This window comes from Pseudomonas sp. 3B-A001-10F (genome assembly GCF_056313565.1).
Map to the genome: position 1 here is coordinate 1 of NZ_JBQYFW010000048.1, position 17,045 is coordinate 17,045.

The following is a 17,045-nucleotide window of genomic DNA, read 5'->3' on the forward strand; positions in this document are numbered from 1 at the left end:
TCTTTTGATTTTGTCTTTTTAGAAGCAAAAACACGATCAAAAGATCGTCCGATCGCGGCCCTAGCCTTCGGCAGATCCTACCTTTAAACGGTGTTGTTTAGATCTGTCGGCGGTTACTTCCGGATGCCTACAACAGCTTGCGTCGTTGCCTACCACTACGCCAGAATCCGCCGGCTTGTGCGCCTGGCGGGCCGTCGGTAACTTGATTCGCGTCACTGATTTCCAGTGATCGGGTTTAGTAGCCCGTGGTGTTTTTCAGTTTTGTGCAAAGCGCATCCGTCGGTGATTGCTGTCCGACTTGATGGTGGCTGTGTGCAGGGCGCTTCGGCGCGCCGGTCAATGCTGAATACTCCCCGGTCTACTAACCTGCGCACAGCTGCCACCCTTCTTTTAGTAGAGAAGACGAAGCGGCTCCATCAGGAGTTTTCAGCTAATGATCAAATCAACGCCACACCCGCCAGAAACAGATCTCGCATCCCCTTACGAATCCCTCGATTCCAAAAAACTCAACGACGCCGCCGAGCGCGCCCTCGACCATTACCTCAAACCGTCCGCCTTCATCATGGCCAGCACGCACAAACCCGAGCCCATGTACCTCGCCAACCCGAAGTACAACACCGAATCGCTACTGGCCAACGCCAGTGAAACCCTGGGTTCAGCCAGCGAAATGCTCAACAACTTCGCCGCCACGCTCGACACCTCACACCGCAAGACTGCCCTGGGCATTGCGCAAGTGGTCATGCTCGGTGAATTGGCGGTGAATCAGGCACTGGATCACGTTGAACTGAAGGAATAATCGTCCACAAAAAACCCGCCTCGCGGCGGGTTCCTGAATAGCAATAAGCGCTAAAGCGTAGCTAACCGTTGCTATCTCCCAATACAGGCTTAAGCTTCAACCCCGACCCAACCGAATCATTCAAGGCAACTGTACGCCCGGCATCCCATTCGCGTTGCATCCCCACAAACAATTCAGCATCCACTCGGGACCGATGAGCAGCCAGTGCCTGACTCATTGCCTCAGCTATCCGATCAATGATCAATGCCGGCCTATCCACCGCGCAGTGTTTGCGACCGAACTCGATCAGTTGCTGGCGATCCGGGTAGTCTTTGGTTTTATTCATTTTGATTGCCAGGGTACGGTCAACCAGTGAACGCCCTGACTTCGGGTTGTAATTTTCATAGACCGTGGTGGTTGTAACATCGTAAATCGGGGCCAACTGCACGGTTTCTGGAGCCGCGGGCTGCGTGTATATCACGCCGAAGTTCTTCAAATGTGCATCGCCATTGCGCACCATCACCGAAAGGCAGACAGAGGAAAAGTATCGCTCCAGTTCTCGTATCGGTTCGGCATGGCGACATACCTGGCGGATGACAGCCGCGAGGGTTTCATAGCTCTGCGAATACTTGTAATTGTCGTGAGGATCTTTGTTAAGACCCAACAGTACCGCCATGTCTTCGAAGCCGAGCCGGCCGGACGACGTCAGGTCAAACCGCTCCATGACAAACAGCTCACCGCTCTCGGAAAGCCAGAACGGTGGCGTTTCCAATCCTGCCAGCCTCGCCGCTTCCAGACACAGAAACTCGTTCTGGGCCAAGTGCTCATACTCCTCGGCTCCTGATTTGACGATAAGATCGGAGCTAAGCATGGTTTTTCGGCTACCGGTGAGTTTGTCCAGGTCGGGCACCAGTACCTTGGGCTGCACTCCGGAAATACCCGACTCGAAGTAGGTTTCAACCAGAAAGTTGAAAACACCCTGAGAGGCGTCGGCAGACAGAATGTCTTGCAGACCGACCTGTGCGCGCACAGCGGTAGAGGGCTCAGTCGGATTTTCATAAGTAAGGCGCCCAATCTGATTACCGCCAATGACCGATAGCAGGCGCATTTCATCGACCTGCATATGCTTGGCCATCCGGCGCTTGATCTGATCGGCCAGAAAACCTTCGGGCACATTCATATCAAATATTGGGTGCAGTACATTGCTCACTGCGGGCGTAGGGTCATAGGGCATGACCAACGAGACTTCCCGAGACGCTTCTGCCGTCTGGTAGGCAAACGAGAACTGCGAACCTTTGGATAGCTCGCCCGCGCAGCCTTGCGGCGTCATGACGTTGAGTCGTTTGACCTTATTCATCATGCTCTACCAGATCGGCGAGCGACTTGAGATCGATTCGGTTGTCAACGATTTCAAGCGCCATGCCCAACGCGGCAATCACCCGGAACACGGTATAAAAAGCGACGTTTTCACCGGCCTCAAGATCGATGATGGTCTTGCGACTGCATTTGGCCTTGTGCGCCAGCATTAGCTGGCTATAGCCCTTGGCTTTTCGCAGCTGACGAATGCGTTCGGCGAAAATCGCAGGATTGTTCAGGATCAAAATGTCACCTATACCGGACTTTAAGCTGATAAAAATTATTAAAGTTCACTATAGGTGACATTTCAAGTGCGGATTTCCAAGTATCGCTACCAAACATTTCACCCACAAAAAACCCGCCTCACGGCGGGTTTCTTTTAAAGCAGTTCAACGCTCAGGCTTAGTTAACCTTGGCGTTCAACTCACCCTTCAGATAACGCTGATACATCGCTTCCAGCGAGATCGGTTTGATCTTCGAAGCATTACCGGCAGTACCAAACGCTTCATAACGAGCGATACACACGTCACGCATTGCAGTAACAGTCGCGCCGAAGAATTTACGCGGGTCGAATTCGCTCGGGTTGGTGGCCATCAGGCGACGCATCGCACCGGTGGATGCCAGACGCAGGTCGGTGTCGATGTTGACCTTGCGCACGCCGTGTTTGATGCCTTCGACGATTTCTTCAACCGGTACGCCGTAGGTTTCTTTGATGTCGCCGCCGTACTGGTTGATGATCGCCAGCCACTCTTGTGGCACCGAGGACGAACCGTGCATCACCAGGTGGGTGTTCGGGATGCGTTTGTGGATTTCCTTGATGCGGTCGATCGCCAGCACGTCACCGGTTGGTGGCTTGGTGAACTTGTAGGCGCCGTGGCTGGTGCCGATGGCGATGGCCAGGGCATCGACCTGAGTGCGTTTGACGAAGTCAGCGGCTTCTTCCGGGTCGGTCAGCATTTGGCTGTGATCCAGAACGCCTTCAGCGCCGATGCCGTCTTCTTCACCGGCCATGCCGGTTTCCAGCGAACCCAGGCAGCCCAGCTCGCCTTCTACCGAAACGCCGCAGGCGTGAGCCATGGCTACGGTTTGTTGGGTAACGCGGACGTTGTAGTCGTAGTCGGTCGGGGTCTTGCCGTCTTCGCCCAGCGAGCCGTCCATCATCACCGAGCTGAAGCCCAGTTGGATCGAGCGCTGGCAGACATCAGGGCTGGTGCCGTGATCCTGGTGCATGCACACCGGGATGTGCGGGAATTCTTCGATCGCGGCGAGGATCAGGTGACGCAGGAAAGGCGCGCCGGCGTATTTGCGAGCGCCGGCCGAAGCCTGAACGATCACCGGGGAGTCAGTCTTGTCAGCGGCTTCCATGATGGCGCGCATCTGCTCAAGATTGTTGACGTTGAAGGCTGGAACGCCGTAGCCGAATTCGGCTGCGTGGTCCAACATCTGGCGCATGCTGATAAGTGCCATTGTGTGTGTCTCTCCCGGTTGAGGGTCGTTAATCGTGCCAGCCTGCCGGAGCGGCGGCGGCTATTCAAGTGATTGCAGATCGGGGGTTGAGGCCCGGTCTGGTGATTCGATAAAGCCAATTCTTCAGAACTGCTTAGACCCCTGTGGGAGCGAGCTTGCTCCGGGCGGCGATCCGACGAATGCATTTCAACAGTCAACGTTGATGCAAGCTGATCCACCGCTTTCGCGAGCAAGCTCGCTCCCACAGTTGGATCTATTTCCACATTGGGCCTGCGTTGTTGCAATTATTCAGCCTTGCAGCCGCGGCCGATCAGGTCATTGGTGGCGACCCAGTACACCAGGCCTTCCTCTCCCTTGACGTGAAACGCCAGCATGCCGTCGCTGTACAGCGTGCCCGAGGCACCCGGCTCTTCTTTCAGGCGATAGACCTGATCACCGCCACCCAGTCGAACGTCGACTTCCTTCTGGCCGGCATCGGCGTAGCGCCACAGCACTTTGGCCTGGCTGTCGCAAGTCCAGGTCGTCCAGTTATCCGCCGGGGCAGAAGACTGAAACAGGTTCAACTGCGCGCAACCGCCCAACAATGCCAACGCCGCAATGGCGATCAAGCCTTTCATCCGTGTTCCTCGACTGACGGCGCACGCCGCCAGCCCTGAGTTAAAGAGTCAGACCCGTCAAGGACAACCATGTTCCTTGGCCGGGGTTTGCGTCTCGTATTTGTCCAGACCGTCCGGGCCCGAGCGCTTGTTCAGCACCGGGTTGGTTTCGGCCTGCCAGTCGGCCTGATAACAGCCCTTCTGCGACTCGCTCGGCGCCGGCGTGGCTTCGGCCTTCGGGTTACTCCCGCAGGCCGCCAGCGTACCGGTCAGCAACAACAGTGCTAACGACTTGACCATGTAAACACTCCTTTGCCTGGCCAAACGGGCGGCCTCAGGCCTTGGCCCGGCTTTCCAGGACTTCTACGGCTGGCAGCACTTTGCCCTCGACGAATTCGAGGAACGCGCCACCACCGGTGGAAATGTAGGAGATTTGCTCAGCCACGCCATATTTATCGATCGCGGCCAGGGTGTCGCCGCCGCCGGCGATGGAGAACGCCGAGCTTTCAGCGATGGCCTGAGCCAGCACTTTGGTGCCGTTACCGAACTGGTCGAATTCAAACACGCCGACCGGGCCGTTCCACAGAATGGTTTTCGACGATTTCAGCAGTTCGGCGAAGTTGGCTGCGGTTTGCGGGCCGATGTCCAGAATCATATCGTCGGCAGCGACGTCAGCGATCAGCTTGACGGTGGCTTCTGCGGTTTCGGCGAATTCCTTGGCAACCACTACGTCAACCGGCAGTGGCACGCTGACTTTGGCAGCGATGGCGCGTGCGGTGTCGAGCAGATCCGGTTCGTACAGCGACTTGCCGACCGGGTGACCGGCCGCCGCGAGGAAGGTGTTGGCGATGCCGCCGCCGACGATCAGTTGATCGCAGATCTGGCTCAGGCTGTTCAGCACGTCGAGTTTGGTCGACACCTTGGAGCCGGCAACAATGGCAGCCATTGGCTGAGCCGGTGCGCCAAGGGCTTTGCCCAGTGCATCCAGTTCAGCGGCCAACAGCGGACCTGCGGCAGCGACTTTGGCGAACTTGGCCACGCCGTGGGTCGAACCTTCGGCGCGGTGAGCGGTGCCGAAAGCGTCCATCACAAACACGTCGCACAGGGCGGCGTATTGCTGGGCCAGTTCGTCAGCGTTCTTTTTCTCGCCTTTGTTGAAGCGCACGTTTTCGAACAGCACGATGTCGCCGGCCTTGACGTCAACGCCGCCCAGGTAATCGGCCACTAGCGGCACTTCACGGCCCAAGGCCTTGCTCAGATAGTCAGCGACAGGCTTGAGGCTGTTCTCGGCGGAGAACTCGCCTTCGGTCGGACGGCCAAGGTGCGAGCAGACCATCACGGCCGCGCCTTTTTCCAGGGCCAGCTTGATGGTCGGCAGCGAAGCCAGGATACGCGCATCGCTGGTGACAACACCGTCCTTGACTGGGACGTTGAGGTCTTCGCGGATCAATACGCGCTTACCTTGCAGATCGAGGTCGGACATCTTCAACACGGTCATGGGTCGCACTTCCTACGGTTTTTTTGAAGTTGCTGTTTGCAGATAGTGTTCTGCTACGTCCAGCATTCGGTTGGCAAAACCCCATTCGTTGTCGAACCAGGCCAGGATGTTCACCAGCTTGGGGCCGGAAACACGGGTCTGACTGGCATCGACGATGGCCGAATGTGGGTCATGGTTGAAATCACAGCTAGCGTGCGGCAACTCGGTATAGGCGAGCAGACCTTTGAGCGGGCCGCCGGTGGCGGCTTCGCGCAGGATCCGGTTGACCTCATTGGCATCGGTCGCGGTGGCGGTCTGCATCGTGATGTCGAGGCAGGACACGTTGACCGTCGGCACGCGTACGGCTTTGGCCTGAATTCGCCCGGCAAGTTCCGGCAGCAGGCGCTCGATACCGCGCGCCAGACCAGTGGACACCGGGATCACCGACTGGAACGCCGAACGCGTGCGGCGCAGGTCTTCATGGTGATAGGCGTCGATCACCGGCTGATCGTTCATCGCCGAGTGAATCGTAGTGATCGACACGTAATCGAGGCCAATGGCCTTGTCGAGCAAGCGCAACAGCGGCACGCCGCAGTTGGTGGTGCAGGAGGCGTTGGACACCAGCAGTTCGTCGCCGGTCAGGCAGTCCTGATTGACGCCATAGACGATGGTGGCGTCGACATCCGCCTCGCTGGCCATTGGCTGCGAGAACAGCACACGCGGCGCACCAGCGTCGAGAAAGCGCTGGCCGTCTTCACGAGTGTTGTAGGCACCGGAACATTCGAGCACCAGATCGACGCCCAGCGACGCCCAATCGATGCCTTCGGGGGTGGCACTGCGCAGGACCTTCACGCAGTCGCCATTAATATGCAGACAATCGCCTTCTACTCGCACCTCGCCCGGAAAACGGCCGTGGGTGGAGTCGAAGCGTGTCAGGTATTCGATGCTGGCCATGTCCGCCAGATCGTTGATCGCGACAATTTCAAACCCGGCTTTCTCGCCTCGCTCAAACAACGCACGCAAGACGCAACGACCAATGCGGCCGTAGCCGTTGAGTGCAACTTTGAAGGGACGCGGTTGAGGCATGGGGTTCTCGATTACCGTGGTGAATCGGGTAGTGCGATGTTGCCCGAACCAACGCTTTCGCGAGCAAGCTCGCTCCCACAGGGAAATGCGTTCCAATGTGGGAGCGAGCTTGCTCGCGAAGGCGTCAGCTCAGACGACATCTTTTCTGGATCAGTCTTCCAGCAGTTCTTCAGCCTGACCCAGGATGTTTTCCAGGGTGAAGCCGAACTCTTCGAACAGTGCCGAAGCCGGAGCCGATTCGCCGTAAGTAGTCATGCCAATCACGCGACCTTCCAGACCCACGTACTTGAACCAGAAGTCGGCGTGTGCCGCTTCGATCGCGATACGCGCGCTGACCTGCAACGGCAGCACGGCTTGTTTGTAGCCAGCGTCCTGAGCATCGAAAACGCTGGTGCACGGCATGGAAACCACACGCACCTTGCGACCTTGTTCGGTCAGCTTGTCGAACGCCTGAACAGCCAGACCGACTTCCGAACCGGTGGCGATCAGGATCAGCTCAGGCTCGCCTGCGCAGTCCTTCAGCACGTAACCGCCACGGCTGATGTCGGCAATCTGGCCGGCATCGCGTTCCTGGTGCTGCAGGTTCTGGCGCGAGAAGATCAGCGCCGATGGGCCGTCCTTGCGCTCCAGCGCATTTTTCCAGGCCACTGCCGATTCAACGGCATCGGCTGGACGCCAGGTGTCGAGGTTCGGTGTGGTACGCAGGCTGGTCAGTTGCTCGATCGGCTGGTGCGTCGGGCCGTCTTCGCCCAGACCGATGGAGTCGTGGGTGTAGACGTGGATCACTTGCTTCTTCATCAGCGCGGACATGCGCACGGCGTTGCGGGCGTATTCCATGAACATCAGGAAGGTCGCGCCGTAAGGCACCAGGCCGCCGTGCAGGGTCACGCCGTTCATGATTGCGGTCATGCCGAATTCGCGCACGCCGTAGTACATGTAGTTGCCGCTGGCATCTTCAGCGCTGACGCCTTTGCAACCTTTCCACAGGGTCAGGTTGGAACCGGCCAGGTCAGCGGAGCCGCCGAGCAGTTCCGGCAGCAACGGGCCGAACGCGTTCAGGGTGTTCTGGCTGGCTTTACGGCTGGCGATGGTTTCGCCTTTGGCCGCAACTTCAGCGATGTAAGCCGAAGCTTTTTCCGAGAAGTCAGCTGGCAGCTCACCGCTCAGACGACGCACCAGTTCGTTGGCTTCGGTCGGGAATGCAGCGGAGTAGGCAGCGAAACGCTGATCCCACTCGGCTTCGGCCGCGCGACCTTTTTCCTTGGCATCCCACTCGGCATAGATGTCGGCCGGGATTTCGAACGGGCCGTGGTTCCAGTTCAGCGCCTGACGGGTCAGCGCGATTTCCGCATCACCCAGTGGAGCGCCGTGGCAGTCTTCTTTGCCTTGCTTGTTCGGCGAACCGAAACCGATGGTGGTCTTGCAGCAGATCAGGGTCGGCAGCGGGCTCTTGCGCGCGGTTTCGATGGCGGTCTTGATCTCTTCCGGGTCGTGACCGTCAACGTTGCGGATCACTTGCCAGTTGTAGGCTTCGAAACGCTTCGGCGTGTCATCGGTGAACCAGCCTTCGACTTCGCCGTCGATGGAGATGCCGTTGTCATCGTAGAAAGCGATCAGCTTGCCCAGACCCAGAGTGCCAGCCAAGGATGCGACTTCGTGGGAAATGCCTTCCATCATGCAGCCATCACCCAGGAAAACGTAGGTGTGGTGGTCAACGATGTTGTGGTTTGGGCGGTTGAACTGCGCTGCCAGGACTTTTTCTGCCAGAGCGAAACCGACGGCGTTGGCAAGACCCTGACCCAATGGGCCGGTGGTGGTTTCAACGCCCGGGGTGTAGCCGAATTCCGGGTGGCCTGGGGTGCGGCTGTGCAGCTGACGGAACTGCTTGAGGTCTTCGATCGACAGGTCGTAACCGGTCAGGTGCAGCAGCGAGTAGATCAACATCGAGCCGTGGCCGTTGGACAGCACGAAGCGGTCACGGTCGGCGAACGATGGATTGCTCGGGTTGTGCTTGAGGTAGTCGCGCCAAAGCACTTCGGCGATATCTGCCATACCCATAGGGGCACCGGGATGGCCGCTGTTGGCTTTTTGCACGGCATCCATGCTGAGGGCACGAATGGCGTTGGCACGCTCACGACGGCTAGGCATCGCTGATCTCCTGGGTGTGAATAGATTGAAACGGAAAAAAGGAGGGCATTTTCCCTCACCGGAGCGCCTCGGGGCAATGACAGATAGTCATCCGGAGGCGTTTTTCCAATGGATAGCAGTGGTTTCGGTAGGTGAAACCTTTCCGCTGTTCGTTTGTAGAGTTAACCGTTTCGGGAGAAGTGCCATTTATCGAGCAATATCAAAACTTTTTGATATTGGCCTTGCGATGATTTGCCCCCCTCTCTAGACTGCCAGCCCTATGAACTTACGCGTGCCTTCCATTCGCCATGACGATTGCGACGAGCTGGCGGCCCTGTGCAAGGCCGGCGGCGATCCGCTGCGCCTGAATGTATTGCGCGCGCTGGCCAACGATTCGTTCGGCGTGCTGGAGCTGGCGCAGATTTTCGGCATTGGTCAGTCCGGCATGAGTCACCACCTCAAGGTACTGGCACAAGCCGACCTGGTGGCGACGCGCCGCGAAGGCAACGCGATCTTTTATCGCCGCGCCCTGCCCCACACCGAATTGCTCGGCGGCAAGCTGCACGCTGCATTGTTAGAAGAAGTCGACAACCTGGCACTGCCTGACGACGTGCAAGCGCGCATCGAACAGGTTCACGGCCAACGTGCCGCCGCCAGTCAGGACTTTTTCACCCGGGTGGCGGAAAAATTCCGTGCCCAGCAAGACTTGATCGCAGGCCTGCCGCAGTACCGTGACAGCGTGCTGGCCCTGCTCGACAAACTGAACTTCGATGGTGCAGCCACGGCCATTGAAGTCGGCCCCGGCGATGGTGCTTTTTTGCCGGAACTGGCCCGTCGCTTCGGCACCGTAACCGCGCTGGACAACAGCCCGGCGATGCTCGAACTGGCGCGCCAGGTATGTGAACGTGAACAGCTGGCTAACGTCAGCCTGCAATTGGCCGATGCATTGAATGGCACAAGCCTTACGGCCGATTGCGTGGTGTTGAACATGGTGTTGCACCATTTCGCCGCGCCGGCCGACGCACTCAAGCATATGGCCAACCTGCTGCAACCGGGCGGTAGCCTGCTCGTGACAGAGTTATGTAGCCACAACCAGAGTTGGGCCAGGGAGGCCTGCGGTGATCTGTGGTTGGGGTTTGAACAGGACGATTTGGCCCGTTGGGCCACCGCTGCGGGACTCGTTCCCGGGGAAAGCCTCTATGTAGGCTTACGTAATGGTTTCCAGATCCAGGTCCGCCATTTTCAGCGACCGGCTGGCGACACTCACCATCGGTAAATTCAGGAAAACATCGAGATGAGCGAATACTCCCTCTTCACCTCCGAGTCCGTGTCCGAAGGACATCCGGACAAAATCGCCGACCAGATTTCCGATGCGGTGCTGGACGCCATTATTGCCCAGGACAAACACGCACGCGTTGCCGTGGAAACCCTGGTCAAGACCGGCGTGGCCATCGTTGCCGGTGAAGTGACCACCAGCGCCTGGGTCGACCTGGAGCAGATCGTTCGTGACGTAATCTGCGACATCGGCTACACCAGCTCCGAAGTCGGCTTCGACGGCGCGACGTGCGGCGTGATGAACATCATCGGCAAGCAGTCCCCAGACATCAACCAGGGTGTTGACCGTGCCAAGCCTGAAGATCAGGGCGCCGGCGACCAGGGCCTGATGTTCGGCTACGCCAGCAACGAAACCGACGTGCTGATGCCAGCGCCGATCACCTTCTCGCACCAGTTGGTGCAGCGCCAGGCCGAAGCCCGTAAATCGGGTCTGCTGCCTTGGCTGCGCCCGGACGCCAAGTCGCAAGTGACTTGCCGTTACGAAGGCGGCAAGGTTGTTGGTATCGACGCGGTTGTTCTGTCGACCCAGCACAACCCTGAAGTGTCGTACAAAGACCTGCGCGAAGGCGTGATGGAGCTGATCGTCAAGCACGTGCTGCCTGCCGAACTGCTGAGCAAAGACACCCAGTTCCACATCAACCCGACCGGCCAGTTCATCATTGGCGGCCCGGTAGGTGACTGCGGTCTGACCGGTCGCAAGATCATCGTCGACAGCTACGGCGGCATGGCCCGTCACGGCGGTGGCGCGTTCTCCGGTAAAGATCCATCGAAGGTTGACCGTTCGGCGGCCTACGCTGGCCGTTACGTGGCCAAGAACATCGTCGCGGCCGGCCTGGCCGAGCGTTGCGAGATTCAGGTTTCCTACGCGATCGGTGTGGCTCAGCCTACCTCGATCTCGCTGAACACCTTCGGCACCGGCAAGATCAGCGATGACAAGATCGTCAAACTGGTCCGCGAAGTGTTCGACCTGCGTCCATACGCAATCACCACTATGCTCGACCTGCTGCACCCGATGTACCAGGAAACTGCAGCGTACGGCCACTTCGGTCGCGCGTCAGAGACCAAGACCGTTGGCGAAGACACCTTCACCACGTTCACCTGGGAAAAAACCGACCGCGCGGACGCCCTGCGTTCTGCTGCTGGTCTGTAAGACTCCCTGGCGGTACAAAAAAGCCCCGCACGGTTCGCCCCGTGCGGGGCTTTTTCATGCCTGAAATACAGTTTTGAACTCGCCCCCCTGTGGGAGCGAGCTTGCTCGCGAAGGGGCCAGCCGAACCGACATCAATTTCCGGCCAGACACACCCCGCAAAACACCCCGTCTACCACGCTCCAGATTGTCTTCTAACCTTCAAGCATTCCCCCTGAGCAAGGACGCTCACCATGCTTGTCACGCTGCGCCTGCTGTTTGTTTTCCTCGTGGCCTGTACGGCCCTCAACGCCCACGCCGATTGCCCGAAATGGCCAGCTACTCAAGCAAAAAGCGAAATCACCGCCCTGCAAAAACAGATCAACCAATGGGACGACGCCTATCACCGCGAAGGCCGCTCGCTGATTGCCGACGAACTCTACGATCAGTCACGTCTGCGCTTAACTGAGTGGCAGCGCTGCTTCGATCTGCCACCCGCACCTGTGCCACTGCGCACCGCCTCAGGTTCAATCACCCACCCCATCGCCCATACCGGCCTGGATAAATTACACGAAGCAGCCGCCGTGGAAGCGTGGCTACGCGACCGCCGGGATGTCTGGGTACAACCCAAGATCGACGGCGTCGCGGTGACGCTGATTTACCGCGCAGGCGTTCTGCATCAGGCCATCAGTCGTGGTGACGGGATTCGGGGCCAGGACTGGACGCCATCAGCGCAAAAGATCGCCGCCATTCCGCAACGCCTGACGCAACCGCTGGACCTGCTGGTACAAGGCGAACTTTATTGGCGCTTGAACGAACACGTGCAAGCCAAATCCGGCAGCGTCAACGCTCGCGCCACCATCGCCGGATTGATGGGGCGTAAATTCCTGAATACAGAACAAGCCGCCGGAATCGGATTCTTCGCCTGGGACTGGCCGCAAAGCCCCCTGGACTTGCCCAAGCGAATAACCGGATTGGCGACTCTGGGTTTCGCCACGACGGAACCTTACAGCCAACCGGTCAGCGAACTCGCAGAGGCGCAGAAATGGCGCGATCACTGGTATCGCTCACCCCTTCCCTTCGCAACCGACGGCGTGGTTCTGCGTCAGGGTCAGCGCCCACCCGCCGAACGCTGGCAGGCACGTGCTCCCTACTGGGCCATCGCTTGGAAATACCCATTCGCGCAGGTACTGGCCGAAGTCCGCAAGGTTAATTTCAAGATCGGGCGCACCGGGCGCATCACCCCGGTGATCGAGCTGAACCCGGTCAGGCTCGATGACCGAGAGATAAAACGGGTCAGCGCCAGTTCGCTAAAACGCTGGCAGGCACTGGATATTCGTCCTGGTGATCAGGTCGCCATCAGCCTCGCCGGCCTGACCATTCCCCGGCTCGACGGCGTCGTGCTGCGAACCGCCGAGCGGGCAGAGATCAACCTCCCCAACGCCGACGACTTCCATACCTTGAGTTGCTGGCAACCTACCCCTGGTTGCGAAAGCCAGTTTCTCGCCCGCTTGACCTGGCTCAGTGGCAAGCAGGGACTGGCGATGCAGCATGTCGGTCGCGGCACCTGGGAGAAACTTTTCGAAACAGGCCGCCTGAATAACCTGCTGGATTGGTTGACCCTTGATGAGCCGGAGCTTGCTAACATTGCCGGCTTTGGCGAACGCAGCAGCGCCCGCCTGATGCACAGTTTTCACAGCGCCCGCCAACGGCCCTTCGCTCAGTGGCTCAAGGCTTTGGGTTTGCCGCCAAGCGGTGAGGCACAACTCCCCGATTCATGGCAGGCGCTGGCACAACGAGACACCGAACAATGGCAGGCAGAACCCGGTATCGGCCCCGGTCGCGCAGCGCAATTGAGCGCCTTCTTCCGCGACCCGCAGGTGTTAGCCTTGAGCGATACCTTGCGGAACGCCGGCATCGACGGTTTCTGAGCACGCAATCCCGGCACCCCGGGAACCCAACCACCACCGAGGCGCTCCAACAGCGCAGTGCCGCCCCGACCCGATTGCCTTTGCACATGGAGCTTTTATGAAATTTCTCGCACCGCTCGCCATGCTGACCCTTTGTGGCGTGATGGCCGCCCCTGTCATGGCCGACGAAGACGCCCCGGGCCTGACCGGTTGCGCGGCCAAGAAGCAAGGCATCATGAACCAGATCGAACAGGCCAAGTCGCGCGGCAACGCTGATCAGCAGGCAGGCCTGGAAACTGCCCTGCGTGAGGTGATCGAACACTGCACCGACGCGGGCCTGAAGAAAGAACGCGAAAACAAGGTGCTCGACGCCAAGCACGAAGTGAGCAAGCGCCAGGCTGATCTCGACAAGGCGATGAAGAAAGGCGATCCAGAGAAGATCAACAAGCGCAAAGACAAACTCGCCGAATCGCGCAAAGAACTTCAGGACGCGCTGGACGAAATCGATAAGTAAAAATCAAAAGATCGCAGCCTGCGGCAGCTCCTACATTGATCAGGGTAGGAGCTGCCGCAGGCTGCGATCTTTTAAATATCAATGATCGCGAAACTGTTTATGACAAGCGCTGCAGGCATCTTCAACTTTCTGCACCGCAGGCCCGAGATTGCTGGCCTTGTACGGCTGCACCTGGCTGGCAATCACCAATTCACCGGTGGCGGCTTCAAGGTTGCGGGCCATTTCCTGAAAACGTGCCTGTTGTTTCCAGACATCGTCCTTGGCGCTGGTGTGATCTTCTTCGCGAACCTGCGGGAAGTGCTTCCACGGCTCATGGGACAACGCATCAAGCTTGACCGCGCCCTCGGCGAATTTCGGCCCGTCGAACGGAATGCGCCCACGCAACATGCCTCCCAGATCTTCACCGGTCTTGAGCATCTGTTTGAAGATCGCCTTGCGTTGGCCCAGTGGAGAATTCGGATCGACACCGCCACAGGCGGACAAGGTCAGACAGGCCAGCAATACAACAGAAATGCTTTTAAGAGTCATGGTGGCTTCAGGTCACGGAATTCGGCGGCCAGTATCCTCGCGTCACCGCCAAACACCAATAGCCCTATTAAAAATACGGGTTGCTCGAGCGCATGGAGCACTCGGTCAACCGGCACAGGAATTACTCCATGAACAGCCCTTTCAAGGCCTGGCGTCACCCGCTGATCGCATCCCTGCCTCTAGTGGCGATTCTCGCTGGCTGCACCGGCGGTGATAGCGCCAAACCAAAAACCCACGCACTGGCCACTTATTCCAGCGCCACCTGGGAAGCACTGCCGGCAGTATCCGATAGCGATCTGGTCGCCGGTTTCGGTTCGTGGCGTAGCGCCTGCACCCGACTCAAAGCTGATGCCGTATGGGGCTCCACCTGCGCCGCTGCGGCCAACGTGCCACAAAGTGCTGGCGAGATTCGCGCCTTCCTTAAGCAAAACCTCGACGTTTACGGCCTGCGTGCTGAAAACGACAACCCGAACGGTTTGATCACCGGTTACTACGAACCGGTCTACCCCGGCAGCCTGACGCCCACCGAAAGGGCCAATGTGCCGGTGTACGGCGTGCCCGAAGACATGATCATTGTCTCGCTGGACAGCATTTACCCGGAGCTGAAAGGCAAACGCCTGCGCGGCCGCCTCGAAGGTCGCGTGCTCAAGCCTTACGACGATGCCGCCACCATTGAATCCAAAGGTGTAAAAGCTCCGGTGGTTGCCTACCTGACCGACCCGATGAATCTGCAATTCCTGCAGATCCAGGGTTCCGGGCGAATTCAGACCGAGGACGGCAAACAGTTGCGCATCGCCTACGCCGATCAGAACGGCCATCCGTATCGCCCAATCGGGCGCTGGCTGGTCGAGCAAGGCGAGCTGAAGAAAGAAGACGTGACCATGAGCGCGATCAGCAACTGGGCCAAGGCCAATCCTTCGCGCATTCCGGAACTGCTGGGCAGCAACCCGAGCTACGTGTTCTTCACGCGCAACCCGGACAGCAACGAAGGCCCGCGCGGTTCGCTGAACGTGCCGTTGACTGCCGGTTATAGCGCGGCAGTCGATCGCAAGGTGATTCCGTTGGGCAGCCTGCTGTGGCTGTCGACGACAAAACCGGATGGCACGGCACTGGTTCGCCCGGTGGCGGCACAAGATACCGGCGGCGCGATTGCCGGCGAGGTGCGTGCGGATCTGTTCTGGGGCACCGGTGATGCGGCCGGGCAACTGGCCGGGGACATGAAACAGCAGGGGCAGATCTGGATGCTTTGGCCCAAAGGCGCAGCGCTGCCGCAAGTGCCGCAGGTGGCTGATACAGAGAAGAAGTAACCCTTGGAATCTGCTGAGGTAATCAGATAGCTATCGCGAGCAGGCTCACTCCTACAGGGGAACGCATTCCAAAATGTAGGAGTGAGCCTGCTCGCGATGAGGCCATCAGCAACACCGATAATCAAACAGACACAAAGAAGAACGAAGCAATCAACCCCATCCCCACAAACCACACCAGCGAGCGCAAGATCGCCCAGTCCGCCAGGTAGCAAATGATGTAGAGCAGGCGACTGGTGATAAACAGCACCGCCAGCACATTGACCGTCACCAGCTCCGCCGTCCCCACCAGGTGCGCAACAATCACTGCCGCCGCAAATGCCGGCGTCACTTCAAAGCTGTTCATCTGCGCGGCATGGGCACGCCTCGCCACACCGTTGAGACTTTCGAGAAAGTCGCGCGGATCGTGGTTATCACTCAGCCGGTAGCCGCCCACGGCTTTCGCCACGCCGGTGCAGATATACGGCAGAAAAATCGCAATCAACACACACCACAGAGCCACCGTCATAACGCCGTCCTTTTTCGAGTTTTAGAGTTCGCGAGCGGTCAGAACTTCATTACCAGCATGCCGATCAGTACCAGCCCACAGGCTAAGAGCCGCGGCCGGCCAAAAGGTTCTTTGAGGTAGCGCATACCGAACAGCACCACCAGAATTACGCTGATCTCGCGCAATGCCGCCGCTTCCGCAATCGAACCCAACTGCATCGCCCACAGCACCAGAGCGTAGCTGGCCAATACGCAGAAGCCCACCGCCAACCCCAGCTTCCATTGCTCACGCCAGAACAACATGAACGCCGGCCGCTTGGCGACCCATGCCAACAGCGGAAACGGCCAGGCGCTGAGCAGCGTGACCCAGACCAGGTAATCGAGCGGGTGCGACCAACGCCGCAACGCCTGACCATCGATGTAGGTGTAGCAACCGATACACAGGCCGATCAGCGCCACCACCGGCAACATCGACCATGGCAAATGCTTGCCACCGCCACCCTGCCATAGCAGACAAACCATGCCGAACGGGATCAGCATGATGCCGAAGATTTGCTGCGTGGTGAGCACCTCTCCCGCGAAGATCAGGGTCAGCGCGAGCACCACCAAAGGCGATAATCCGCGCATCAGCGGATACACCAGCCCGAGATCGCCGACCCGGTAGGCTTGAATCAGCAGGTAGCGATACAGCAGCTCAAAGGCTGCCGAAGCGAGAATCCATGGCCAGATTTCCATGGGCGGCAAGCTCACGAATGGAAACGCGATGGCAACGACCAGCAGCGCCACGGTGTCCATGCACGCCACTACCAACAGTCGCTCGGCGCTGAACTTGATTAACGTATTCCACGTCGCATGCAACAGCGCCGCCATCAATACCAAAGCTGTCGCCAGCACGTTCCACTCCTTATTGTTGTTAGCGAGCCAATTAGTCAGATTATTGATTCGCGATGTGTCAGCA

At 58.8% G+C, this 17,045-nt stretch carries 17 protein-coding genes; 6 read left to right on the forward strand and 11 right to left on the reverse strand.

Annotated elements, in window-relative coordinates; genetic code table 11:
- Nucleotides 1-433 precede the first annotated feature (433 nt).
- Nucleotides 434-796, forward strand: coding sequence for a DUF6124 family protein (locus tag AC0ZWN_RS27165; protein WP_476337444.1), 363 nt, complete (start codon nucleotides 434-436; stop codon nucleotides 794-796).
- A gap of 61 nt (nucleotides 797-857) precedes the next feature.
- On the opposite strand, the gene AC0ZWN_RS27170 is transcribed toward AC0ZWN_RS27165, so the two are convergent.
- The 8 genes from AC0ZWN_RS27170 to tkt all read right to left on the reverse strand — a co-directional run bounded on the left by AC0ZWN_RS27170 (nucleotide 858) and on the right by tkt (nucleotide 8,905).
- Entirely contained in the window at nucleotides 858-2,132 is a 1,275-nt protein-coding gene (locus tag AC0ZWN_RS27170) for a type II toxin-antitoxin system HipA family toxin (RefSeq protein ID WP_476337446.1), read from the reverse strand.
- Nucleotides 2,125-2,376 carry a helix-turn-helix transcriptional regulator gene (locus tag AC0ZWN_RS27175; RefSeq protein WP_099759367.1) on the reverse strand — a complete coding sequence of 84 codons (252 nt, stop codon included), beginning with the start codon at nucleotides 2,374-2,376 and terminating at the stop codon, nucleotides 2,125-2,127. The genes AC0ZWN_RS27170 and AC0ZWN_RS27175 overlap by 8 nt, the downstream gene beginning before the upstream one ends.
- Nucleotides 2,377-2,533: 157 nt before the next feature.
- Nucleotides 2,534-3,598, reverse strand: a complete 1,065-nt coding sequence (gene fba / locus AC0ZWN_RS27180) for a class II fructose-bisphosphate aldolase (RefSeq protein WP_008081027.1) — start codon at nucleotides 3,596-3,598, stop codon at nucleotides 2,534-2,536.
- 284 nt (nucleotides 3,599-3,882) lie between these two features.
- Nucleotides 3,883-4,215 (reverse strand): MliC family protein, encoded by a 333-nt coding sequence (locus AC0ZWN_RS27185; RefSeq protein ID WP_008081029.1) that lies wholly within the window; start codon nucleotides 4,213-4,215, stop codon nucleotides 3,883-3,885.
- Nucleotides 4,216-4,272: 57 nt separating this feature from the next.
- The gene (locus tag AC0ZWN_RS27190) at nucleotides 4,273-4,494 is read right to left on the reverse strand and encodes a hypothetical protein (protein ID WP_007913756.1); all 222 of its coding nucleotides are present in this window, start codon (nucleotides 4,492-4,494) and stop codon (nucleotides 4,273-4,275) included.
- Nucleotides 4,495-4,528: 34 nt separating this feature from the next.
- Nucleotides 4,529-5,692 (reverse strand): phosphoglycerate kinase, encoded by a 1,164-nt coding sequence (locus tag AC0ZWN_RS27195; RefSeq protein WP_007913753.1) that lies wholly within the window; start codon nucleotides 5,690-5,692, stop codon nucleotides 4,529-4,531.
- Between the two features lie 12 nt (nucleotides 5,693-5,704).
- Nucleotides 5,705-6,757 carry an erythrose-4-phosphate dehydrogenase gene (epd, locus tag AC0ZWN_RS27200; RefSeq protein ID WP_476337450.1) on the reverse strand — a complete coding sequence of 351 codons (1,053 nt, stop codon included), beginning with the start codon at nucleotides 6,755-6,757 and terminating at the stop codon, nucleotides 5,705-5,707.
- 150 nt (nucleotides 6,758-6,907) lie between these two features.
- Nucleotides 6,908-8,905, reverse strand: coding sequence for a transketolase (gene tkt / locus AC0ZWN_RS27205; RefSeq protein ID WP_093429867.1), 1,998 nt, complete (start codon nucleotides 8,903-8,905; stop codon nucleotides 6,908-6,910).
- A gap of 259 nt (nucleotides 8,906-9,164) precedes the next feature.
- On the opposite strand from tkt, the gene AC0ZWN_RS27210 reads away from it, so the two are divergent.
- The 4 genes from AC0ZWN_RS27210 to AC0ZWN_RS27225 all read left to right on the forward strand — a co-directional run bounded on the left by AC0ZWN_RS27210 (nucleotide 9,165) and on the right by AC0ZWN_RS27225 (nucleotide 13,769).
- Complete coding sequence (locus AC0ZWN_RS27210) at nucleotides 9,165-10,160, forward strand: ArsR/SmtB family transcription factor (RefSeq protein WP_093429866.1); 996 nt, start codon at nucleotides 9,165-9,167, stop codon at nucleotides 10,158-10,160.
- A gap of 18 nt (nucleotides 10,161-10,178) precedes the next feature.
- Nucleotides 10,179-11,369, forward strand: coding sequence for a methionine adenosyltransferase (gene metK / locus AC0ZWN_RS27215; protein ID WP_093429865.1), 1,191 nt, complete (start codon nucleotides 10,179-10,181; stop codon nucleotides 11,367-11,369).
- A 230-nt stretch (nucleotides 11,370-11,599) separates the two neighbouring features.
- A complete protein-coding gene (gene ligB, locus AC0ZWN_RS27220) occupies nucleotides 11,600-13,276 on the forward strand; it encodes an NAD-dependent DNA ligase LigB (protein WP_476337453.1) in 1,677 nt (558 codons plus the stop codon).
- A gap of 97 nt (nucleotides 13,277-13,373) precedes the next feature.
- Nucleotides 13,374-13,769, forward strand: a complete 396-nt coding sequence (locus tag AC0ZWN_RS27225) for a DUF1090 domain-containing protein (RefSeq protein ID WP_476337455.1) — start codon at nucleotides 13,374-13,376, stop codon at nucleotides 13,767-13,769.
- A 78-nt stretch (nucleotides 13,770-13,847) separates the two neighbouring features.
- Here AC0ZWN_RS27225 and AC0ZWN_RS27230 read toward each other — a convergent pair whose 3' ends face one another.
- Nucleotides 13,848-14,297 carry a c-type cytochrome gene (locus tag AC0ZWN_RS27230; RefSeq protein WP_093429862.1) on the reverse strand — a complete coding sequence of 150 codons (450 nt, stop codon included), beginning with the start codon at nucleotides 14,295-14,297 and terminating at the stop codon, nucleotides 13,848-13,850.
- Between the two features lie 128 nt (nucleotides 14,298-14,425).
- Between AC0ZWN_RS27230 and mltA the strand changes: the two genes are divergently transcribed.
- A complete protein-coding gene (mltA, locus tag AC0ZWN_RS27235; RefSeq protein WP_460089146.1) occupies nucleotides 14,426-15,604 on the forward strand; it encodes a murein transglycosylase A in 1,179 nt (392 codons plus the stop codon).
- 121 nt (nucleotides 15,605-15,725) lie between these two features.
- On the opposite strand, the gene AC0ZWN_RS27240 is transcribed toward mltA, so the two are convergent.
- Complete coding sequence (locus tag AC0ZWN_RS27240) at nucleotides 15,726-16,109, reverse strand: MAPEG family protein (protein ID WP_008081053.1); 384 nt, start codon at nucleotides 16,107-16,109, stop codon at nucleotides 15,726-15,728.
- A gap of 38 nt (nucleotides 16,110-16,147) precedes the next feature.
- Nucleotides 16,148-16,981 (reverse strand): EamA family transporter, encoded by an 834-nt coding sequence (locus tag AC0ZWN_RS27245; protein ID WP_093429860.1) that lies wholly within the window; start codon nucleotides 16,979-16,981, stop codon nucleotides 16,148-16,150.
- Nucleotides 16,982-17,045 lie beyond the last annotated feature (64 nt).

Coding starts and splice junctions, on each gene's coding strand:
- AC0ZWN_RS27230 (WP_093429862.1), bottom strand. CDS start 14,297: ATGACTCTTAAAAGCATTTCTGTTGTATTGCTGGCCTGTCTGACCTTG.
- fba (WP_008081027.1), bottom strand. CDS start 3,598: ATGGCACTTATCAGCATGCGCCAGATGTTGGACCACGCAGCCGAATTC.
- ligB (WP_476337453.1), top strand. CDS start 11,600: ATGCTTGTCACGCTGCGCCTGCTGTTTGTTTTCCTCGTGGCCTGTACG.
- metK (WP_093429865.1), top strand. CDS start 10,179: ATGAGCGAATACTCCCTCTTCACCTCCGAGTCCGTGTCCGAAGGACAT.
- AC0ZWN_RS27225 (WP_476337455.1), top strand. CDS start 13,374: ATGAAATTTCTCGCACCGCTCGCCATGCTGACCCTTTGTGGCGTGATG.
- tkt (WP_093429867.1), bottom strand. CDS start 8,905: ATGCCTAGCCGTCGTGAGCGTGCCAACGCCATTCGTGCCCTCAGCATG.
- AC0ZWN_RS27210 (WP_093429866.1), top strand. CDS start 9,165: ATGAACTTACGCGTGCCTTCCATTCGCCATGACGATTGCGACGAGCTG.
- AC0ZWN_RS27195 (WP_007913753.1), bottom strand. CDS start 5,692: ATGACCGTGTTGAAGATGTCCGACCTCGATCTGCAAGGTAAGCGCGTA.
- AC0ZWN_RS27190 (WP_007913756.1), bottom strand. CDS start 4,494: ATGGTCAAGTCGTTAGCACTGTTGTTGCTGACCGGTACGCTGGCGGCC.
- mltA (WP_460089146.1), top strand. CDS start 14,426: ATGAACAGCCCTTTCAAGGCCTGGCGTCACCCGCTGATCGCATCCCTG.
- AC0ZWN_RS27185 (WP_008081029.1), bottom strand. CDS start 4,215: ATGAAAGGCTTGATCGCCATTGCGGCGTTGGCATTGTTGGGCGGTTGC.
- AC0ZWN_RS27170 (WP_476337446.1), bottom strand. CDS start 2,132: ATGAATAAGGTCAAACGACTCAACGTCATGACGCCGCAAGGCTGCGCG.
- AC0ZWN_RS27165 (WP_476337444.1), top strand. CDS start 434: ATGATCAAATCAACGCCACACCCGCCAGAAACAGATCTCGCATCCCCT.
- AC0ZWN_RS27240 (WP_008081053.1), bottom strand. CDS start 16,109: ATGACGGTGGCTCTGTGGTGTGTGTTGATTGCGATTTTTCTGCCGTAT.
- epd (WP_476337450.1), bottom strand. CDS start 6,757: ATGCCTCAACCGCGTCCCTTCAAAGTTGCACTCAACGGCTACGGCCGC.